The following is a 15,026-nucleotide window of genomic DNA, read 5'->3' on the forward strand; positions in this document are numbered from 1 at the left end:
GCAGATGACGAACCCCTTCGAAGACCCGGACGGCACCTACGTCGTCCTCGTCAACGGCGAGAACCAGCACTCGCTCTGGCCGTCCTTCGCCGAGGTCCCGGACGGATGGACGGTGGCCAAGGGCGAGGACACCCGCCAGGCGTGCCTCGACTACATCAACGAGCACTGGACCGACATGCGGCCGAAGAGCCTCATCGAGGCGATGGGTGACTGAAGGGGGCCGGGCCTCGCCTCCGGAAGGCGCCGCTCTGGAGATCCCCGCCGTCATCGAGTGGGAGATGGAGATGCGGGACGCCGCCGACCTGCGTCCCGCTCCGCTGCCGGGCGTCGAGATGACCTTCACCCTGGCGGGCGTGCCGTCCGCCGACGTAAGCCGCGCCCTGTACGCGGCGGTCGGCGCCCGCGTCTGCTGGACGGACCGCTTCCCCTGGACGCACGCGCAGTGGCGCGCCTGGGTGGAGCGTCCCGAGCTGTCCACCTGGATCGCGATGGCCGAGGGGACGGTCGCCGGCTTCTTCGAGATCGAGGCGCAGCCGGGCGGCGACACCGAGATCCATCTGGTCGGGCTCACGCCCGCGTTCGTCGGCCGCGGGTACGGCGGCTACCTCGTCGAGCAGTGCACCCGCCGCGCCTGGCAGCGCGGGGAGCTGTGGGCGGTGGACTCCGGGCCCGCGTCCCGGGTGTGGCTGCGCACCAGCAGCCTCGACCACCCGAACGCGATCGCCACCTACCGGCGCCGGGGCTTTAAGGTGGCGGCGGAGAGCACCGCGCCGAAGCTCGTCCCGGACCCGCGGGTCGCGCCGTGGCCGCTCCCGCACGACCCGCGCGTGGCGACCCGCCGCCACGAGGAGGAGGAGTTGATCACGTGACCTGGTTCCGCTGCCCCGAGACGCGGCCGTGGGCGTCGCTGCGGCTGTTCTGCCTTCCGCACGCGGGCGGGTCGGCGGTGTTCTACCGGACGTGGGCCAAGGAGGTCAGCCCGGCCGTCGAGCTGCACGCCGTCCAGTACCCGGGGCGCGCCGACCGGATGGCGGACGCGCTCGTCACCGACGCGCACCAGCTCGCCCGGCTCATCGCGGGGGCGATGGCCCCGCTGATGGACCGTCCCGCCGCGATCTTCGGGCACAGCATGGGCGCCGTCCTCGCCTACGAGGTGGCGCGGCTGCTGCAGGAGCGGGGCAGCGCGCCCGCGCACGTGTTCGCCTCCGGCGCCCGGCCGCCGCACGACCGCGGCGACGAGCGCGTCGCGGACCAGGACGACGACGGCGTCGTCGCCGAGATGATCAAACTCGGCGGCACCGACGCCGAGGCGCTGCGGGACCCGGAGCTGCGCGAGCTCGTCCTCCCGTACGTCCGCAACGACTTCGCGCTGATCGAGAACTACGCCCACCGGGACGGGACGCGGCTGGCGGTCCCGGTCACCGCGATCGTCGGGGACTGCGACCCGCAGGTCACCCCCGACCAGGCCCGCGGCTGGGAGCAGGTCACCGGCGGGCGGTTCGCGCTGAAGGTGCTCCCGGGCGGCCACTTCTACCTCGCCGAGCAGCGGCCGGCCGTGATCGGCGAGATCCACCGCGCGCTGGAGGTCCCGGCGCTCGGCTGACGCCCGGGCGGGCCGCCCCCACGGAGTCCGTGTGGGGACGGCCCGCCGCTCATGGGAGCCTCCTTGATCAGTAGACGCTGAGCCCGTAGCGGTTCAGCACCTCGGTGACGGGCTGGAAGAACGTCGTCCCGCCCCAGGTGCAGTTGCCGCTGCCGCCCGAGGTCAGGCCGAGCGCGGTGGACCCGGCGAACAGCGAGCCGCCGCTGTCGCCCGGCTCCGCGCAGACCGTGGTGCGGATCAGGCCGCTGACGGTGCCCTCCGCGTAGTTCACGGTCTGGTTGAGCGCCGTCACCCGGCCGTTGTGCAGGCCGGTGGTGCTGCCGCTGCGGTACACGGTCTGCCCGACCGTGGCGTTCGCGGAGCCGGTGATGTTGCGGGAGCCGCTGTACAGCTGGACGGCGCCCGCGGTGTCGGTCGGGGTCGAGGTGTACTGCACCACGCCGTAGTCGTTGCCGGGGAAGCTGCTGGCGACGGTGCGGCCGAGCGTCCGCCCGGACCCGTCGGTCCAGGTGGTGCCGATGTTGGTGCAGTGCCCGGCGGTGACGAAGTAGTACGTGCTTCCGCTCCGGACGTTGAAGCCCAGCGAGCAGCGGGCGCCACCGGTGTAGATGGCCTCGCCGCCGAGGGTGAACGTCCGGAACGACCCGGCGACCCTCTCCGTGCGGACGGCCGCGCCCTGCTTGGCGGCGGCGGCCTGCACCTTCTTGAGCTTGGCGCCCTTGACGGTGCTGTCCATGGTGAGGACGACCTGGTTGTTCGCCGGGTCGACGGCCCAGGCGGTGCCCGGGACGGTCGCCTCGCGCTTGAGCGCCGACATGACCTTCTTCAGGTCGGTGCCGCTGCGCGTGACGGTCTTGGGCACGGCGCCGGCGGCGCGGACCGCCTGGGCGGCCTTCGCGTCGGTCACCGTGACCACCAGCGTGCCGCCCTTGAGGTAGGAGCCGGCGGTGCTGGAGCCGAGCTGGTGGGCGAGCTTCGCCGCCACGGTTCCGGGGGCGGAGGGAGCGGCGGGTGCGGCCGGAGCCGCGGACGCGCTGGGAGCGGTGGCGAGGGCGGCGGCCACCAGGCCTGCCGCCGCCGTGGTCACGGCCGCGGCGCCGACGCGCCTGTGACGGATCTTCACTTGTGCCTCCACGGGGGATTGGGCGCACCCGAGTGGTGCACCGGAGGTCACCGACATGGTGTAAGAACGGTCAAGGTGCGCGTAAGACGCAGAAGGTGACCAATTCGGGACGAAGCCATTGGCAGGCTCGGAGCGTCCGCCGTGGTCAGTCGAGGGGTACCGGCCAGTACGGCCTGGAACAGAACAAGGTTCGGCCCCGGTCCCTCGCCGGGGGCGGTCGAGGGACCGGGGCCGGGCATCGAGGCGTCCCGCCGCCTGGGAGCTCCGGCGGGCCGTCAGGTCACCCTTGCGGGTCCGGGGTCAGTAGACCTCGACTCCGAACTCCGACAGCGGCTCGGTCACGGGCTGGAAGAACGTGACGCCGCCGGACGAGCAGTTGCCGCTGCCGCCGGACGTCAGCCCGAGCGCGCTGGACCCGGCGAACAGCGGGCCACCGCTGTCACCCGGTTCGGCGCACACCGTCGTCTGGATCAGACCGCTGACGGTGCCCTCCGCGTAGTTCACCGTCTGGTTCAGCGCGGTGACCGCGCCGTCGTGGACGCCGGTGGTGCTGCCGCTGCGGGTCACGGTCTGCCCGACCGTGGCCTCGGCGGCTCCGGTGATGTCCTGGAACTGCCCGTTGACGGTGACGCCGCCCTGGGAGTCGGCCGGGGCGGAGTCGTACTTGACGATGCCGTAGTCGTTGCCGGGGAAGCTGCTGCCGGCGTTGCTGCCGAGCGTCGCTCCCGACTCGTCGGTCCACGTCGAGCCCGCCTCGGTGCAGTGCCCGGCCGTCAGGAAGAAGAACTCGCTCCCCTTCTTGACGTTGAAGCCGAGCGAGCAGCGGGCGCTGCCGGTGTAGATGGGGTCGCCACCGGCGGCGAACATGCGGAACGCGCCCGCGACCCTCTTGGTCCGGACGGCCGCGCCCTGCTTGGCGGCGGCGGCCTGCACCTTCTTGAGCTTGGCGCCCTTGACGGTGCTGTCCATGGTGAGGACGACCTGGTTGTTCGCCGGGTCGACGGCCCAGGCGGTGCCCGGGACGGTCGCCTCGCGCTTGAGCGCCGACATGACCTTCTTCAGGTCGGTGCCGCTGCGCGTGACGGTCTTGGGCACGGCCCCGGCGGCGCGGACCGCCTGGGCGGCCCTCGCGTCGGTCACCGTGACCACCAGGTTCTGGGTGGCCTGGTCCACGTAGGCGCCGGCGCTGCGGCCACCGAGCTGCCGCGCCAGCTTCGCGGCCACCCCGCCGGTGTCGGACAGGGTGGTGACGCGCCCGGTGGGCGCGTCGAGGGACGCATCGGCGGGACCGGCGACCAGGGCGGTCGCCAGCAGCCCCGACGCCGCCACGGTGACGGCCGCGGCGGCGCCGCCGATGCGGGTGGAACGGATCTTCACTGTGCCTCCAGGGGGGATTGGGCGCACCCGTGTTGGTGCGCCGGAGGTCACGGGACATGCTGGAAGAATCCTGAACGTCGGCGTAAGGCGAGAAAGTGACTAAACGTCCCGGTACGGCTTGTCACAATGGGTGCGCGATGCGTGCCCGAAACTAGGGCAGGATCACCCGTTTAGCCCGATCTGTGCCTGGACGGTAGGTCCAACGGGTCTCCTCGGCGCGGCGTCCCGGACGTAGAGTCGGAGGCGACGGGGGGGCCGGACATACGACGCGGATCCCCCGCCCCCGGTTCCCCCGGCTCGGGAGTTCCCATGGGTGTCGAGATCCGGGTGGAAGGGCTCAGGAAGTCGTTCGGGCGGCAGGTCATCTGGGAGGACGTGTCCTTCACCATCCCGGCGGGCGAGATCTCCGCCCTGCTCGGGCCGTCCGGAACCGGGAAGTCGGTGTTCCTCAAGAACCTGATCGGGCTGCTGCGTCCCGACCGGGGCCACGTCTACGTCGGCGGCGGCGACGTCCCGCGGCTGCGCGAGCACGACCTCTACGAGCTGCGCCGGCAGTTCGGGGTGCTGTTCCAGGACGGCGCCCTGTTCGGCTCCATGAACATCTACGACAACATCGCCTTCCCCCTGCGCGAGCACACGAAGAAGGGCGAGGCGGAGATCCGGCGCATCGTGCTGGAGAAGATGGAGATGGTCGGGCTCACCGGCGCGGAGGACAAGCTGCCCGGCGAGATCTCCGGCGGGATGAAGAAGCGCGCCGGGCTCGCCCGCGCCCTCGTGCTGGACCCCGAGATCATCCTGGCGGACGAGCCGGACTCCGGGCTGGATCCCGTCCGCACCGCCTACCTCAACCAGCTGTTCGTCGACCTCAACACCGAACTCGGCGCCACCTTCCTCATCGTCACGCACGACATCAGCACCGCGCGCGTGCTGCCGGACAACCTCGGCCTGCTGTTCCGCCGCGGCCTGGTGATGTTCGGGCCCCGGGAGATGGTGCTGTCCAGCCCGCACCCGGCCGTCGACCAGTTCTTCAACGCCCGCCGCCAGGGGCCGATCGGCATGGCCGAGGAGAAGGACGTCGCCGACGCCGCGGCCGAGCCGCAGGGGCCGCCGCCGAAGCCGGCGCCGATCCCTCCGCAGCTGATGCCGAGCGACGGGCGGCTGCGGCCCTCGATGCGGCGCCCCGGCGGGTGGCTGCGCGAGCACGGGGTCACCCCGCCGCCGGGGTCGTTCGTCGACGACGCGGGCAACGACTGGCTCACCGACTGGGACGCCCTCGTCACCGGCCGCCGGTGACCGGAGGGTGACGCCGGACCGCCCGGAACGGGAGAATGGTCCGGTGACGCTCCTTTTGACCCGTTCTGACCTTGAGACGCTGCTCGTTCCGGAGGCGTGTCTGGACGCGCTGCGCCGCGGCTTCCGCACGGCGGACGGTGGCCCGGCCGCCCGCCGCGTGATCGCGAAACTGCCCGGCCAGGGCACGGCGACGGCGCTGATACCGGGACTGGTCGAGGACATCCCCGCCTACACGGTGAAGGTGAACGCCAAGTTCCCCGGCAGCCGCCCGGCGCTGCGCGGCGTCGTCTGCCTGCACGACCTCGGTACCGGCGAGCTGCTCGCGCAGCTCGACTCGGCGACCGTCACCGCCTGGCGCACCGGCCTCGCCGCCGCGCTCGGCACGCACGCGCTGGCCCGCCCGGACGCCGGCGAGGTCGCCGTGATCGGCGCCGGGGCGCAGGCGGAGCTGGTCCTGCGCGGGCTCGCCGAGCTCCGGGAGATCGGCGGCCTCACCGTCTGCGACCTGGACGCCGGGCGCGCCGCGGACTTCGCCGGGCGGCACGGCGACCGGCTCGGCGTGCCCGCGGCGGTCGCGGCGGACCCGCGCGAAGCCGTCCGGGACGCCGGGATCGTCGTCATGGCGACCTGGGCGCGCCGCCCGATCCTGCACGCCGCCGACGTGGCGCGCGGGACGCACATCACCTCCCTCGGCGCGGACGAGCCCGGCAAGGCGGAACTGGGCGCCGACCTGCTGGAGGGCGCCCGCGTCGTGGTCGACGACGTCCCGCTCGCCGTCGAGATGGGCGTGCTGGCCGGCGCCGGGCTGGACGTCAAGCACGCGGCCGGGACGCTGCACGACCTGCTGCGCGGCCAGGTGCCCGGCCGGGTGAAGGGCGACGAGGTCACCGTGTACGCGCCGGTCGGGCTGCCCTGGCAGGACCTCGCGCTGAGCTGGACGGCCTACCGGGCGGCCCTCGACGCCGGGGCCGGCGTCCGGTTCGACTTCCTCGCCTGACCGGCCCGCACAGCTTATTGAAACACGTTCTACATTCTGCGTAGGCTGTGCGGGCAGTGACGCGACGGACCGGAGGTGACGCCGGTGATCTGGGACCGGTTCCGCATCGAGGACAGGGTCGCGGTGGTGACCGGCGCCGGGCGCGGCATCGGCGCGGCCACCGCGGTGGCGCTCGCCGAGGCAGGCGCCGACGTGGTGATCTCCTCCCGGACCGAGGAGCAGCTGCGCAAGGTGGCCGGCGAGATCGAGGCGGCCGGGCGCCGGGCGCTCGTCGTCCCCGCCGACCTCTCCGATCCGGATGCCGCCGCCGGGCTGGCCGACCGCGCCGCCGGCGAGTTCGGCCGGCTCGACATCGTCGTCAACAACATGGGCGGCGCGATGCCCGTCCCCTTCTTGGACACCTCGCCGCGGAGACTGGAGAACGCGTTCCAGTTCAATGTCAGCACGACGCACGCGCTGACCCGTGCCGCCGTCCCGCACCTGCTGGAGGCGGACGGCGGCAGCGTCGTCAACATCTCCTCGGTGATGGGCCGGATCGCGGGCCGCGGCTACCTCGCCTACGGCACCGCCAAGGCAGCCCTCGCCCACTACACCCGGCTCGCCGCGCTCGACCTGGCCCCGCGCGTCCGGGTCAACGCGGTCGCCGTCGGCTCCGTCGCGACGTCCGCGCTCGACATCGTCATGACCAGCGACGAGCTGCGCACCGAGATGGAGGACCGGACGCCGCTGCGGCGCGTCGGCGTCCCCGAGGACATCGCCGCCGCCGTCCTCTACCTCGCCTCGCCCGCCTCGGCCTACGTCACCGGCAGCGTCCTGCGCGTGGACGGCGGCATCGAGACCCCGAACCTCGACCTGCGCCTGGAGGATCTGTGACGTACCGCGTCGTCCAGTGGAGCACCGGGAACGTCGGCCGGCACGCGATCGCCGGCATCGACGCCCGGCCGGACCTCGAACTCGCCGGCGTCTGGGTCTCCACCCCGGCCAAGGCGGGCCGCGACGCGGGCGATCTCGCCGGCCTCGGCCGCGACCTCGGCGTCACCGCCACCGGCGACGCCGAGGCGCTCCTCGCGGCGCGGCCCGACTGCGTCGTCTACACCGCGATGGCGGACACCCGGATCATGGAGGCGATCGACGACCTGTGCCGCATCCTGCGCGCCGGCGTGAACGTGGTCTCCAGCAGCCCGGTGTTCCTCCAGTTCCCGGACGGCGTCGTCCCGCCCGAGATGTCGGACCCCGTCCGGGAGGCCGCCGCCGCGGGCGGTGCGTCGATCTTCGTCAACGGCATCGACCCGGGCTTCGCCAACGACGTGCTCCCGCTCGCCGTCACCGGCATCAGCGAGCGCATCGAGCAGGTCCGCTGCATGGAGATCCTGAACTACGCCACCTATGACCAGGGCACCGTGCTGTTCGACATCATGGGCTTCGGCCGTCCCCTCGACGAGACGCCCATGCTGCTGCAGCCGGGCGTCCTCACGATGGCGTGGGGGAGCGTCGTCCGGCAGATCGCCGCCGGTCTCGGCGTGGAGCTCGACGGGATCGACGAGGAGCACACCCGCCTGCCGGCGCCCGAGGACTTCGACGTCTCCTCCGGGACGATCGGGAAGGGCACCTCCGCGGCCCTGCGCTTCGAGGTCAAGGGGATGCGCGGAGGCGAGGCCGTCGTCGTCCTGGAGCACGTCACCCGGCTGCGCGACGACCTCGCCCCCGGCTGGCCGCGGCCCGCCGGCGCCGGCTGCTACCGCGTCGAGGTGCGCGGCGAGCCGAACTACACCGTCGACCTGCGGCTGCTCGGCACCGACGGCGACCACAACACCGCCGGCCTGAAGGCCACCGCGATGCGCCTGGTCAACGCCGTCCCCGCCGTCGTCGAGGCGCCGCCCGGCCTCCTCACGGCCCTGGACCTCCCGCTGGTCCCCGGCCGTGGCCTGCTCTAGAGGCCTGCTCTAGAGTTCGAGCGTGTCGAGGAGCGGCACGAGCCGCTCCTCCTCGCGGTCCAGATGCGCCTCCAGCGTTCCGGTGAGCCGCTCGACCTCGGCGAGCAGCGACGCGGGCTCACCGGCGTCGAGGACGCGGCGCAGCTCGTCCAGCAGCTCCTTCACCGTCTCGTGCTCGCTTCTCAGCCGCGCCATCAGCGGTGCGAGCCCCGGATACCGCCGCTCCAGAACGGGGAACATCTGCGTGTCCTCGCCCAGGTGGTGGTTGCCGAGCCCCTGGCACAGCGTCAGGCAGTTGATCCGCAGCTGCGCGCCGATCCCGGCGCCCGACGCGGCGACCTCCGTGCGGATGAGCGCGAGCTCCGCGCGGAACGCGTCGTGCACCGCCAGGAGCATCGCGCCGGGCGTCTCCGGCCCGCCGGGCGGCCCGGACACGGCCGGGACCAGGCCGACGACGGGCAGCGTCCGCCCCGACTCGGTCTCGTAGTCGGCCCATCCGGCATCGGCCTCCACGGCGCGCGCGAAGGCGCGGCCGCGTTCGTCCCCCGCGAGGACGACGGCGTCCGCCTCGTAAATGAAGGAGCCGCTCTCCACCGTCACGCGCGGGTTGGCGACGAGGTTGTGGAACCACGCCGGGTTCTTCGGCGCACCGCCGGCGGAGGCGATGACGAGAACGCGGCTGAGACCGTCCGGCAGGTACGCGAGCGGCGTCGTGTGCGGGGCGCCGGTGCGCGCCCCGGTCGTCGTCAGCAGGAGCAGCCGCCCGCCCTCGAACGGGCCGCCGACCCGCCCGCCGTTCGCGCGGAACTCCTCGATGATCCGGGTATTGAAATCCATCTGTCTCCTGAATTGTTTTCGGGCATGCTGAACAAAGCCATAGGGATGGCGCACGCCTATGGCTTGGAAAAGGGTGGTGGAGGGCATGCCGGAAGCGCGGGCATGCCCGATGACGTCGCGCTCGGCACGACAGGTGAGGGAGAAGGACGCGAGTGGAAAGGCGGGCCGCGTGCCCGCCCCGGCCTCACTCGGAGGCCGGGAACCTCACTCGCTCATGGCCCAAGGCCGACCCGGCAGTCACGCGTCGAAGGGTACTCAGCGTTTCGGGCAATTGCAAGATCGCGGTAATTCAGATGCCTTCACGGTGGGCGATGGCGGCGGCCTGGGTGCGGCTGGTCGCGTTCAATTTCGCGAGAATGTTGGAGACGTGGACGCTGGCCGTCTTCGGGGAGATGAACAGGGCCGCCGCTATCTCCCTGTTGTTGCGCCCCTCCGCGACGAGTTTGAGGACCTCGCGTTCGCGGCCGGTCAGCGAGGCCAGGGGGCCGGAGGGCTCGGCGCGCGCCCGGCGCCCGGCGGCGAGGCGGGCGCGGGCGCCGAGGTCGCGCAGGGCGGCGAGCAGCGGCCGCGCGCCGAGGCGTTCGGCGCTCTCGACGGCCGCGCGCCACTCCGCGGCGGCGGCCTCCCGGTCGCCGCTCTCGACGAGGGCCTCCGCGAGCCGCCACCGGGAGCGCGCCACCTCGTAGACGAACCCGCCGTCCGGGTCGCCGTAGGTGAACAGGTCCGCGGTCCGGCGCCACAGGCCGGCGTCGTGCACCCCGTCCACGCGCCGGCGCTCGGCCTCGGCGCGGGCCAGCCAGCCCTGTCCCTCTCCGCCGATCCAGGTGCGCGGGTGCCCGTGGACGTCGAGCGCCACGACGCTGCGGGCCACATCAAGCAGCAGGTCGCCGGCCTCCGCCGCCGCCCGGACCGCGTCCTCGTCGCCGGCGGCGCGGGCGCGGGCGGCCCGGTCGGCCTCCGCCCACAGCCCCGTCGCGGCGATCCGGATGGCGCCGACCGTGTCGCGGTAGACCGTGCCGAGGACGTCGCGGACATGGGCGGCCGCGGTGTCGGGGTCGCCCCGCCACAGGGCGTGCTCGGCGGCGAGCCCGCGGGCGAGGTAGTTGATGAACGGGTCCCGCGGGCACAGCGGCATGATCCAGCGCAGCCGCTCCTCGACCGTCGGCGTGCCCTGCGCGACGTCGAGGAACAGGGCGTACGCCGACACGTGGCCCCCGGTCGACCGGACGACCTGGACCGGGAACTCGTCGGCGAGCCGGCCCGCCTCCGTCCAGTCCCCCGAGGTGTAGTGGACGAGGAACCGCAGGGAGCGCAGCACGGTCCCGAACGTGCTCCACGCGATGCCCTTGTCGACGGCGTACTTCACCCCCTCGTCGGCGGCCCGGACCGCGCCCGCGAGGTCGCCGCGGTCGAACTTGGTCCGCGCGTAGTGGAACGCCGCCCGCATCGCGATCATGGAGTTGCCGTCGTCCGCCGCGGCCAGCTCGTGCGCCCGCGCGAACACCTCGGCGACGCCGGTGTCGGCCTCCCGCGACTCCCGGTGCACGCCGAGCGTGACCAGCAGGCTGGCCTCGGCGCCGGACGCCCCGGCCGCCCGCGCCGCCTCGATCGCCTTCTCGGCGAACGCGGGCATCTCCCCGTCGAGGTCCCGGTAGAGCAGCGTCCGGGCGTAGGTGGCGAGCGCGTGGGCGCGCTCGACGGTGGGCGGGTCGGCGGGCAGCATCGCGAAGGCCTCCCGCGCCACCGCCAGCGACTCCTCGTCCTCGTCGATGTCGCTGAGGTAGCTGGCGAGGTGCCCGCGGATCTGGGAGCCGAGCACCACGTCCGCGGGGTCGGCCGCGGCCAGGATGCGACGTAGCCGGTGCACCGCCCGCCGCAGCTCGCCGGCCCGCGCGGACACCTGGGCGGCGGTGAGCGACAGCCGCAGCCGGTCCGTCCCCGCCGCGGCCTCCGGTTCCGGGACCGCCTCCCACAGCTCCAGCGCCCGCTCGTAGTGCTCGAACGCCTCGGCGGGAGCACCCAGCCGGTCGGCCTCACGCCCCGCCCGGACGGACGCGGCGAACGCCGCCGGCAGGTCGTGCGCGGCGAGGCTGTGGTGCGCCAGCTCCGCCGCCGAGCCGCGCGTCCCCTCCGGGAGGCCCGCGAGGAGGCGGGCGAAGTCGGCGTGCAGCCGGGTCCGCTCGCCCGGCAGCAGGTCGGCGTAGACGGCCTCCCGCAGCAGCGCGTGCCGGAACGTGTACCCGCTGCCGGACGGGACGAGCAGCTGGTGCGACACCACCTCGCGCAGCGCCTCGCCGACCGCCGCCTCGTCCAGGCCGGACACCCGCCGGACGAGCTCGTCGTCGACCCGGCGCCCGGCGACCGCGGCGACCCGCACCACGCGCTGGCCGCCGTCGGAGAGCCGCTCCATCCGCGACAGCAGCAGGTCGGCGAGCCCGGACGGCAGCTCCGCCGTCCCGTCGTCGCGGTCGTCCAGGCCCGAGGAGTACAGCTCGGCCGCGTAGAACGGGTTGCCCTCCGAGCGGCGGTGCACCCGCTCGACCACGTCCGCCGTCACCGGCGCGGACCCGCGCGACAGCTCGGCGAGGTACTCGGCGGTCTCGCCCGCGCCGAACGGCCGGACCTCGACGCCCGTCACGTTCGGCAGCCGCAGCAGCTCCGCCACCACCGGCCGCAGCGGGTGCCGCCGGTGCAGGTCGTCCGACCGGTAGGTCCCGACGAGGCAGACCCGCTCGCGCTGCAGCACGCGACTGAGGAACGTCAGCAGGTGCCGCGTCGACCGGTCGGCCCAGTGCAGGTCCTCCAGGACGAGCAGGACGGGCCGGTCGTTCCCGAGCTCGCCGAGCAGGCCGAGGACCGCCCCGAACAGCTGCTGCTGCCCCAGCTCGGACGCCGCGCCGGGGCCGCCGTCGCCGTCCGGCAGCAGGCGCCCGAGGACGGGGCGGGCGGCGAGCGCGGCCTTGACCTCGCCCGCCTCGGCCGTGCCTTCCTGCGCGGCCGTCCACAGCGCGTCCGTCAGCGGCAGGTACGGCATGCTCTCGCCCAGCTCGGCGCACTGCCCGACGAGCACGGCGAAGCCCTTGCCGCGGGCCTCCTCGGTGAGGGTGGACACCAGGTGCGTCTTGCCGACGCCGGCGTCCCCGCTGACGAGCACCACGCCTGCACTGCCCGCGGCGGCGCGGTCCAGCGCCGCGGTCAGCTCGGCCAGCTCCGCCGTCCTGCCGATCAGCACCGAACGCCCCTTCCGGTCATCCCGTCGAGTATCCCACCGGCGGGAACGTGAACGGGCCCCGGATCCGGTGGGGATCCGGGGCCCGCGGGGCGGGGCTCGTCAGCCGGCCAGGGCGGGGGTCCTGTCGGCGTCGTGCTCCGCCGCGTCCTCGGTCTCCGGCTCGGGCTCGGGGACGGGCAGGACCTTCTGGTACGCGCGCAGCGTCTCGGCGGCGACGCGCTCCAGCGAGTAGCGGGAGCGGGCCCGGTCCGCGGCGGCGATCGAGTAGCCGTGCAGCGTGGTCTCCTCCGCCAGCAGGGTGCGGATCGCGCGGCCGATCACGACCGGACGCCCAGGCGGGACGTGCAGGCCGGTGATGTGGTCGAGGACCTCGTCGGCGTTCGCGCCGGACGGCGTCGCCACGACGGGGACGCCGCAGGCCATGGCCTCCAGCGGCATCGACGGGCACGGCTGGTGCGGGGTCAGGCAGAGCGCGAGGCTCGCCGTCCGCAGCAGCTTCGGCAGGTTCTTGCGGGGGAGCCGGCCGAGGAAGATGACCCGGTCGGCCACGTGCAGCTCCTTGGCGAGCGTCCGGAGGCGGTGCACGGTGGCGTCGCTCTCCAGGTCCTCGCGGGCGGGGCCGCCGGCGACGGCCAGCTCGGCGTCCGGCACGTGCACCAGGGCGCGCATCCCGGTCTCCACGTCCCCGGCCTCCAGGTCGTCGCAGAGCATCACGAGGCGGGGTCGTCCGCCGTGCGGCATCGCGGGCCCGACCTGCGCGAACTGCTCGCCGTCCACGCCGTAGGGGACAACGGCGACCGACGGGCGGGGCACGCCCATCCGCACGACCGCGCCCGCCTCCTCCTCGTGCCCGGCGAGGACCACGTCGGCGTCCCGGCCGATGGCCTTCTCCAGCCGGTCGCGGTGCGGGTGCACCTGGTGCCCGGCGCGGCGCTCGGCGGCCGACACGCCGTGGTAGCTCTGCGCGAACGGGATGCCCAACTCGCGGGCGACGGCGCAGGCGGCGAGGCCGCCGATCCAGCCGTGCGCGTGCACGATGTCGGGACGCCCGGCGCCGGACCAGCGGCGCCGGAGCCCGTCGGCGAAGTCGCGCAGATGCTGGAGCAGCTCGTCGTCGGACAGCGGGCGCGCGGGGCCGGCGTCGAGGTGGACGAGCGCGGCGCCCGGTGCCAGCCGGACGCGACCGCGCGCGGACCGGTCCTGCCGGCGCGTGTAGACCGTGACCTGGTTGGGCTCACCGTCGGCGGTCAGCGGACGGGTGAGCGAACGAGCGAGATCCCGGACATGAATTGACTGCAGGTGTTCGCCGTCAAGGTCGGAGGCGGACACGAGAGCGATGTTCAAAGGGCGGTGCATGACGGATCCTCCGGGACTACACAGGGGAAGCTCGGAGGTATCTGCGTCGTAGACACCTGCTCGGCCATTGTCATATCCGCCCGCCGTCTCCGTCAAACCTGGCGAATCGGATCTCGGGGAGGCGCCCGCCCCGCGAAGCACCCCCCACCTGCGGGGATACTGGAGCAGATGGATGACGAACCCCTCTGGTACGTGGCGTACGGCTCGAACCTCGTCCGCGAGAGGTTCGCGTGCTACCTGTCCGGCGGTCGCCCGCGCGGCGGCGCCCGCCACCACACCGGCTGCCGCGACCCCCGCCCCGCCCGCGCCGAGCAGTCCATTACGGTGCCGGGCGGCATCTACTTCGCGCACACCTCCCAGACCTGGGGCGGCGGCATGGCCTTCTACGACCCGGACCTGCCCGGACGCGCCGCCGCCCGCGCCTACCTGCTCACCCGCCGCCAGTTCTGCGACGTCCTCTCCCAGGAGATGCGCCGCGACACCGGCACCGACCACGACCTCTCGGAGGCCGTCGCGCACGGCCGCCAGCGGATCGGCCCCGGCCGCTACGAGACCGTCCTGAAGGTCGGCGAGCGCGCGGGCCGCCCCATGCTCACCTTCACCTCGCCGGCGCCCGCCCCGCCCAACCCGCCGTCCGCCTCCTACCTGGCGATGCTCGGCCACGGCCTGCGCGAGGCCCACGGCTGGCCGCCCGAGCGCGCCGCGTCCTACCTGGCCGGCCGCCCCGGCGCGCACGGCCACTGGACGCCCCGCGACATCGCCGCCCTCCTCGAACCGAACCGCGTTCCGCTAGGTTCGTCCCATGAACGTCGGTGACGTCGTTGACGACTTCGAACTCCCCGATGAGACGGGCGAGACCCGCACCCTGAGCGGCCTGCTGGAGAAGGGCCCCGTGGTCCTGTTCTTCTACCCGGCCGCCATGACCCCCGGCTGCACCGCCGAGGCCTGCCACTTCCGCGACCTGGTCGCCGAACTCGCCGAGGTGGGCGCCCACCCCGTCGGCATCAGCGCCGACCCCGTCGCCAAGCAGAAGGAGTTCGCCGACAAGCACTCCTTCGGCTACCCGCTCCTCTCCGACCCCTCCGGCGAGGTCCGCGCCGCCTTCGGCGTCAAGCGCGGCCTGGCCCTCATGCCCACCAAGCGGCAGACCTTCGTCATCGCCCCCGACCGCCGAGTCCTGGCGGTCATCAAGAGCGAGATCCGCATGAACACCCACGCCGACAAGGCCCTGGCGGCCCTCCGCGCCCAAAGATAGAAGGCGGCCTCCGCGCGGT

The 15,026-nt window shown here is 73.8% G+C and carries 14 protein-coding genes; 9 read left to right on the plus strand and 5 right to left on the minus strand.

The window, feature by feature from the left end; translation table 11 throughout:
* Window positions 1-4: 4 nt before the first annotated feature.
* Genes ABGB11_RS15640 through ABGB11_RS15650 form a run of 3 tightly spaced genes read left to right on the plus strand, consistent with a single transcriptional unit; the run spans window position 5 to window position 1,603 of the window.
* Window positions 5-214: an MbtH family protein gene (locus ABGB11_RS15640; RefSeq protein ID WP_347633224.1), complete on the plus strand. Its 210-nt coding sequence runs from the start codon at window positions 5-7 to the stop codon at window positions 212-214.
* The gene (locus tag ABGB11_RS15645) at window positions 207-869 is read left to right on the plus strand and encodes a GNAT family N-acetyltransferase (protein WP_347633226.1); all 663 of its coding nucleotides are present in this window, start codon (window positions 207-209) and stop codon (window positions 867-869) included. The genes ABGB11_RS15640 and ABGB11_RS15645 overlap by 8 nt, the downstream gene beginning before the upstream one ends.
* Window positions 866-1,603: an alpha/beta fold hydrolase gene (locus tag ABGB11_RS15650; protein WP_347633228.1), complete on the plus strand. Its 738-nt coding sequence runs from the start codon at window positions 866-868 to the stop codon at window positions 1,601-1,603. The genes ABGB11_RS15645 and ABGB11_RS15650 overlap by 4 nt, the downstream gene beginning before the upstream one ends.
* Window positions 1,604-1,670: 67 nt before the next feature.
* On the opposite strand, the gene ABGB11_RS15655 is transcribed toward ABGB11_RS15650, so the two are convergent.
* Window positions 1,671-2,726: a S1 family peptidase gene (locus tag ABGB11_RS15655; protein ID WP_347633230.1), complete on the minus strand. Its 1,056-nt coding sequence runs from the start codon at window positions 2,724-2,726 to the stop codon at window positions 1,671-1,673.
* 300 nt (window positions 2,727-3,026) lie between these two features.
* Window positions 3,027-4,103 carry a S1 family peptidase gene (locus ABGB11_RS15660; protein WP_347633232.1) on the minus strand — a complete coding sequence of 359 codons (1,077 nt, stop codon included), beginning with the start codon at window positions 4,101-4,103 and terminating at the stop codon, window positions 3,027-3,029.
* 309 nt (window positions 4,104-4,412) lie between these two features.
* Between ABGB11_RS15660 and ABGB11_RS15665 the strand changes: the two genes are divergently transcribed.
* The 4 genes from ABGB11_RS15665 to ABGB11_RS15680 all read left to right on the plus strand — a co-directional run bounded on the left by ABGB11_RS15665 (window position 4,413) and on the right by ABGB11_RS15680 (window position 8,327).
* Window positions 4,413-5,396, plus strand: coding sequence for an ABC transporter ATP-binding protein (locus ABGB11_RS15665; protein ID WP_347633234.1), 984 nt, complete (start codon window positions 4,413-4,415; stop codon window positions 5,394-5,396).
* Between the two features lie 43 nt (window positions 5,397-5,439).
* Entirely contained in the window at window positions 5,440-6,393 is a 954-nt protein-coding gene (locus ABGB11_RS15670) for an ornithine cyclodeaminase family protein (RefSeq protein WP_347633236.1), read from the plus strand.
* 84 nt (window positions 6,394-6,477) lie between these two features.
* Window positions 6,478-7,266: an SDR family oxidoreductase gene (locus ABGB11_RS15675; protein WP_347633238.1), complete on the plus strand. Its 789-nt coding sequence runs from the start codon at window positions 6,478-6,480 to the stop codon at window positions 7,264-7,266.
* Window positions 7,263-8,327, plus strand: coding sequence for a dihydrodipicolinate reductase (locus tag ABGB11_RS15680; RefSeq protein WP_347633240.1), 1,065 nt, complete (start codon window positions 7,263-7,265; stop codon window positions 8,325-8,327). Before ABGB11_RS15675 ends, ABGB11_RS15680 begins: the two co-directional genes overlap by 4 nt.
* A gap of 9 nt (window positions 8,328-8,336) precedes the next feature.
* On the opposite strand, the gene ABGB11_RS15685 is transcribed toward ABGB11_RS15680, so the two are convergent.
* From ABGB11_RS15685 to ABGB11_RS15695, 3 genes are all read right to left on the minus strand, one after another.
* A complete protein-coding gene (locus tag ABGB11_RS15685) occupies window positions 8,337-9,164 on the minus strand; it encodes a nitroreductase/quinone reductase family protein (RefSeq protein WP_347633242.1) in 828 nt (275 codons plus the stop codon).
* A 289-nt stretch (window positions 9,165-9,453) separates the two neighbouring features.
* Window positions 9,454-12,396, minus strand: coding sequence for a BREX system ATP-binding domain-containing protein (locus ABGB11_RS15690; protein ID WP_347633244.1), 2,943 nt, complete (start codon window positions 12,394-12,396; stop codon window positions 9,454-9,456).
* Window positions 12,397-12,495: 99 nt separating this feature from the next.
* Window positions 12,496-13,752 (minus strand): glycosyltransferase, encoded by a 1,257-nt coding sequence (locus ABGB11_RS15695; RefSeq protein WP_347633246.1) that lies wholly within the window; start codon window positions 13,750-13,752, stop codon window positions 12,496-12,498.
* 168 nt (window positions 13,753-13,920) lie between these two features.
* Between ABGB11_RS15695 and ABGB11_RS15700 the strand changes: the two genes are divergently transcribed.
* Both ABGB11_RS15700 and ABGB11_RS15705 read left to right on the plus strand, forming a co-directional pair.
* Window positions 13,921-14,568 (plus strand): histone deacetylase, encoded by a 648-nt coding sequence (locus ABGB11_RS15700; protein WP_347633248.1) that lies wholly within the window; start codon window positions 13,921-13,923, stop codon window positions 14,566-14,568.
* A complete protein-coding gene (locus ABGB11_RS15705) occupies window positions 14,555-15,007 on the plus strand; it encodes a peroxiredoxin (protein ID WP_347633250.1) in 453 nt (150 codons plus the stop codon). Before ABGB11_RS15700 ends, ABGB11_RS15705 begins: the two co-directional genes overlap by 14 nt.
* Window positions 15,008-15,026: the final 19 nt, after the last annotated feature.

It is taken from the genome of Actinomadura sp. B10D3, assembly GCF_039871695.1.
Lineage (GTDB): Bacteria > Actinomycetota > Actinomycetes > Streptosporangiales > Streptosporangiaceae > Spirillospora > Spirillospora madurae.

Excerpts from the sequence above, each read along its gene's own strand:
- ABGB11_RS15640 (WP_347633224.1), top strand. The coding sequence starts at position 5 with ATGACGAACCCCTTCGAAGACCCGGACGGCACCTACGTCGTCCTCGTC.
- ABGB11_RS15665 (WP_347633234.1), top strand. The coding sequence starts at position 4,413 with ATGGGTGTCGAGATCCGGGTGGAAGGGCTCAGGAAGTCGTTCGGGCGG.
- ABGB11_RS15685 (WP_347633242.1), bottom strand. The coding sequence starts at position 9,164 with ATGGATTTCAATACCCGGATCATCGAGGAGTTCCGCGCGAACGGCGGG.
- ABGB11_RS15695 (WP_347633246.1), bottom strand. The coding sequence starts at position 13,752 with ATGCACCGCCCTTTGAACATCGCTCTCGTGTCCGCCTCCGACCTTGAC.
- ABGB11_RS15700 (WP_347633248.1), top strand. The coding sequence starts at position 13,921 with ATGGATGACGAACCCCTCTGGTACGTGGCGTACGGCTCGAACCTCGTC.
- ABGB11_RS15705 (WP_347633250.1), top strand. The coding sequence starts at position 14,555 with ATGAACGTCGGTGACGTCGTTGACGACTTCGAACTCCCCGATGAGACG.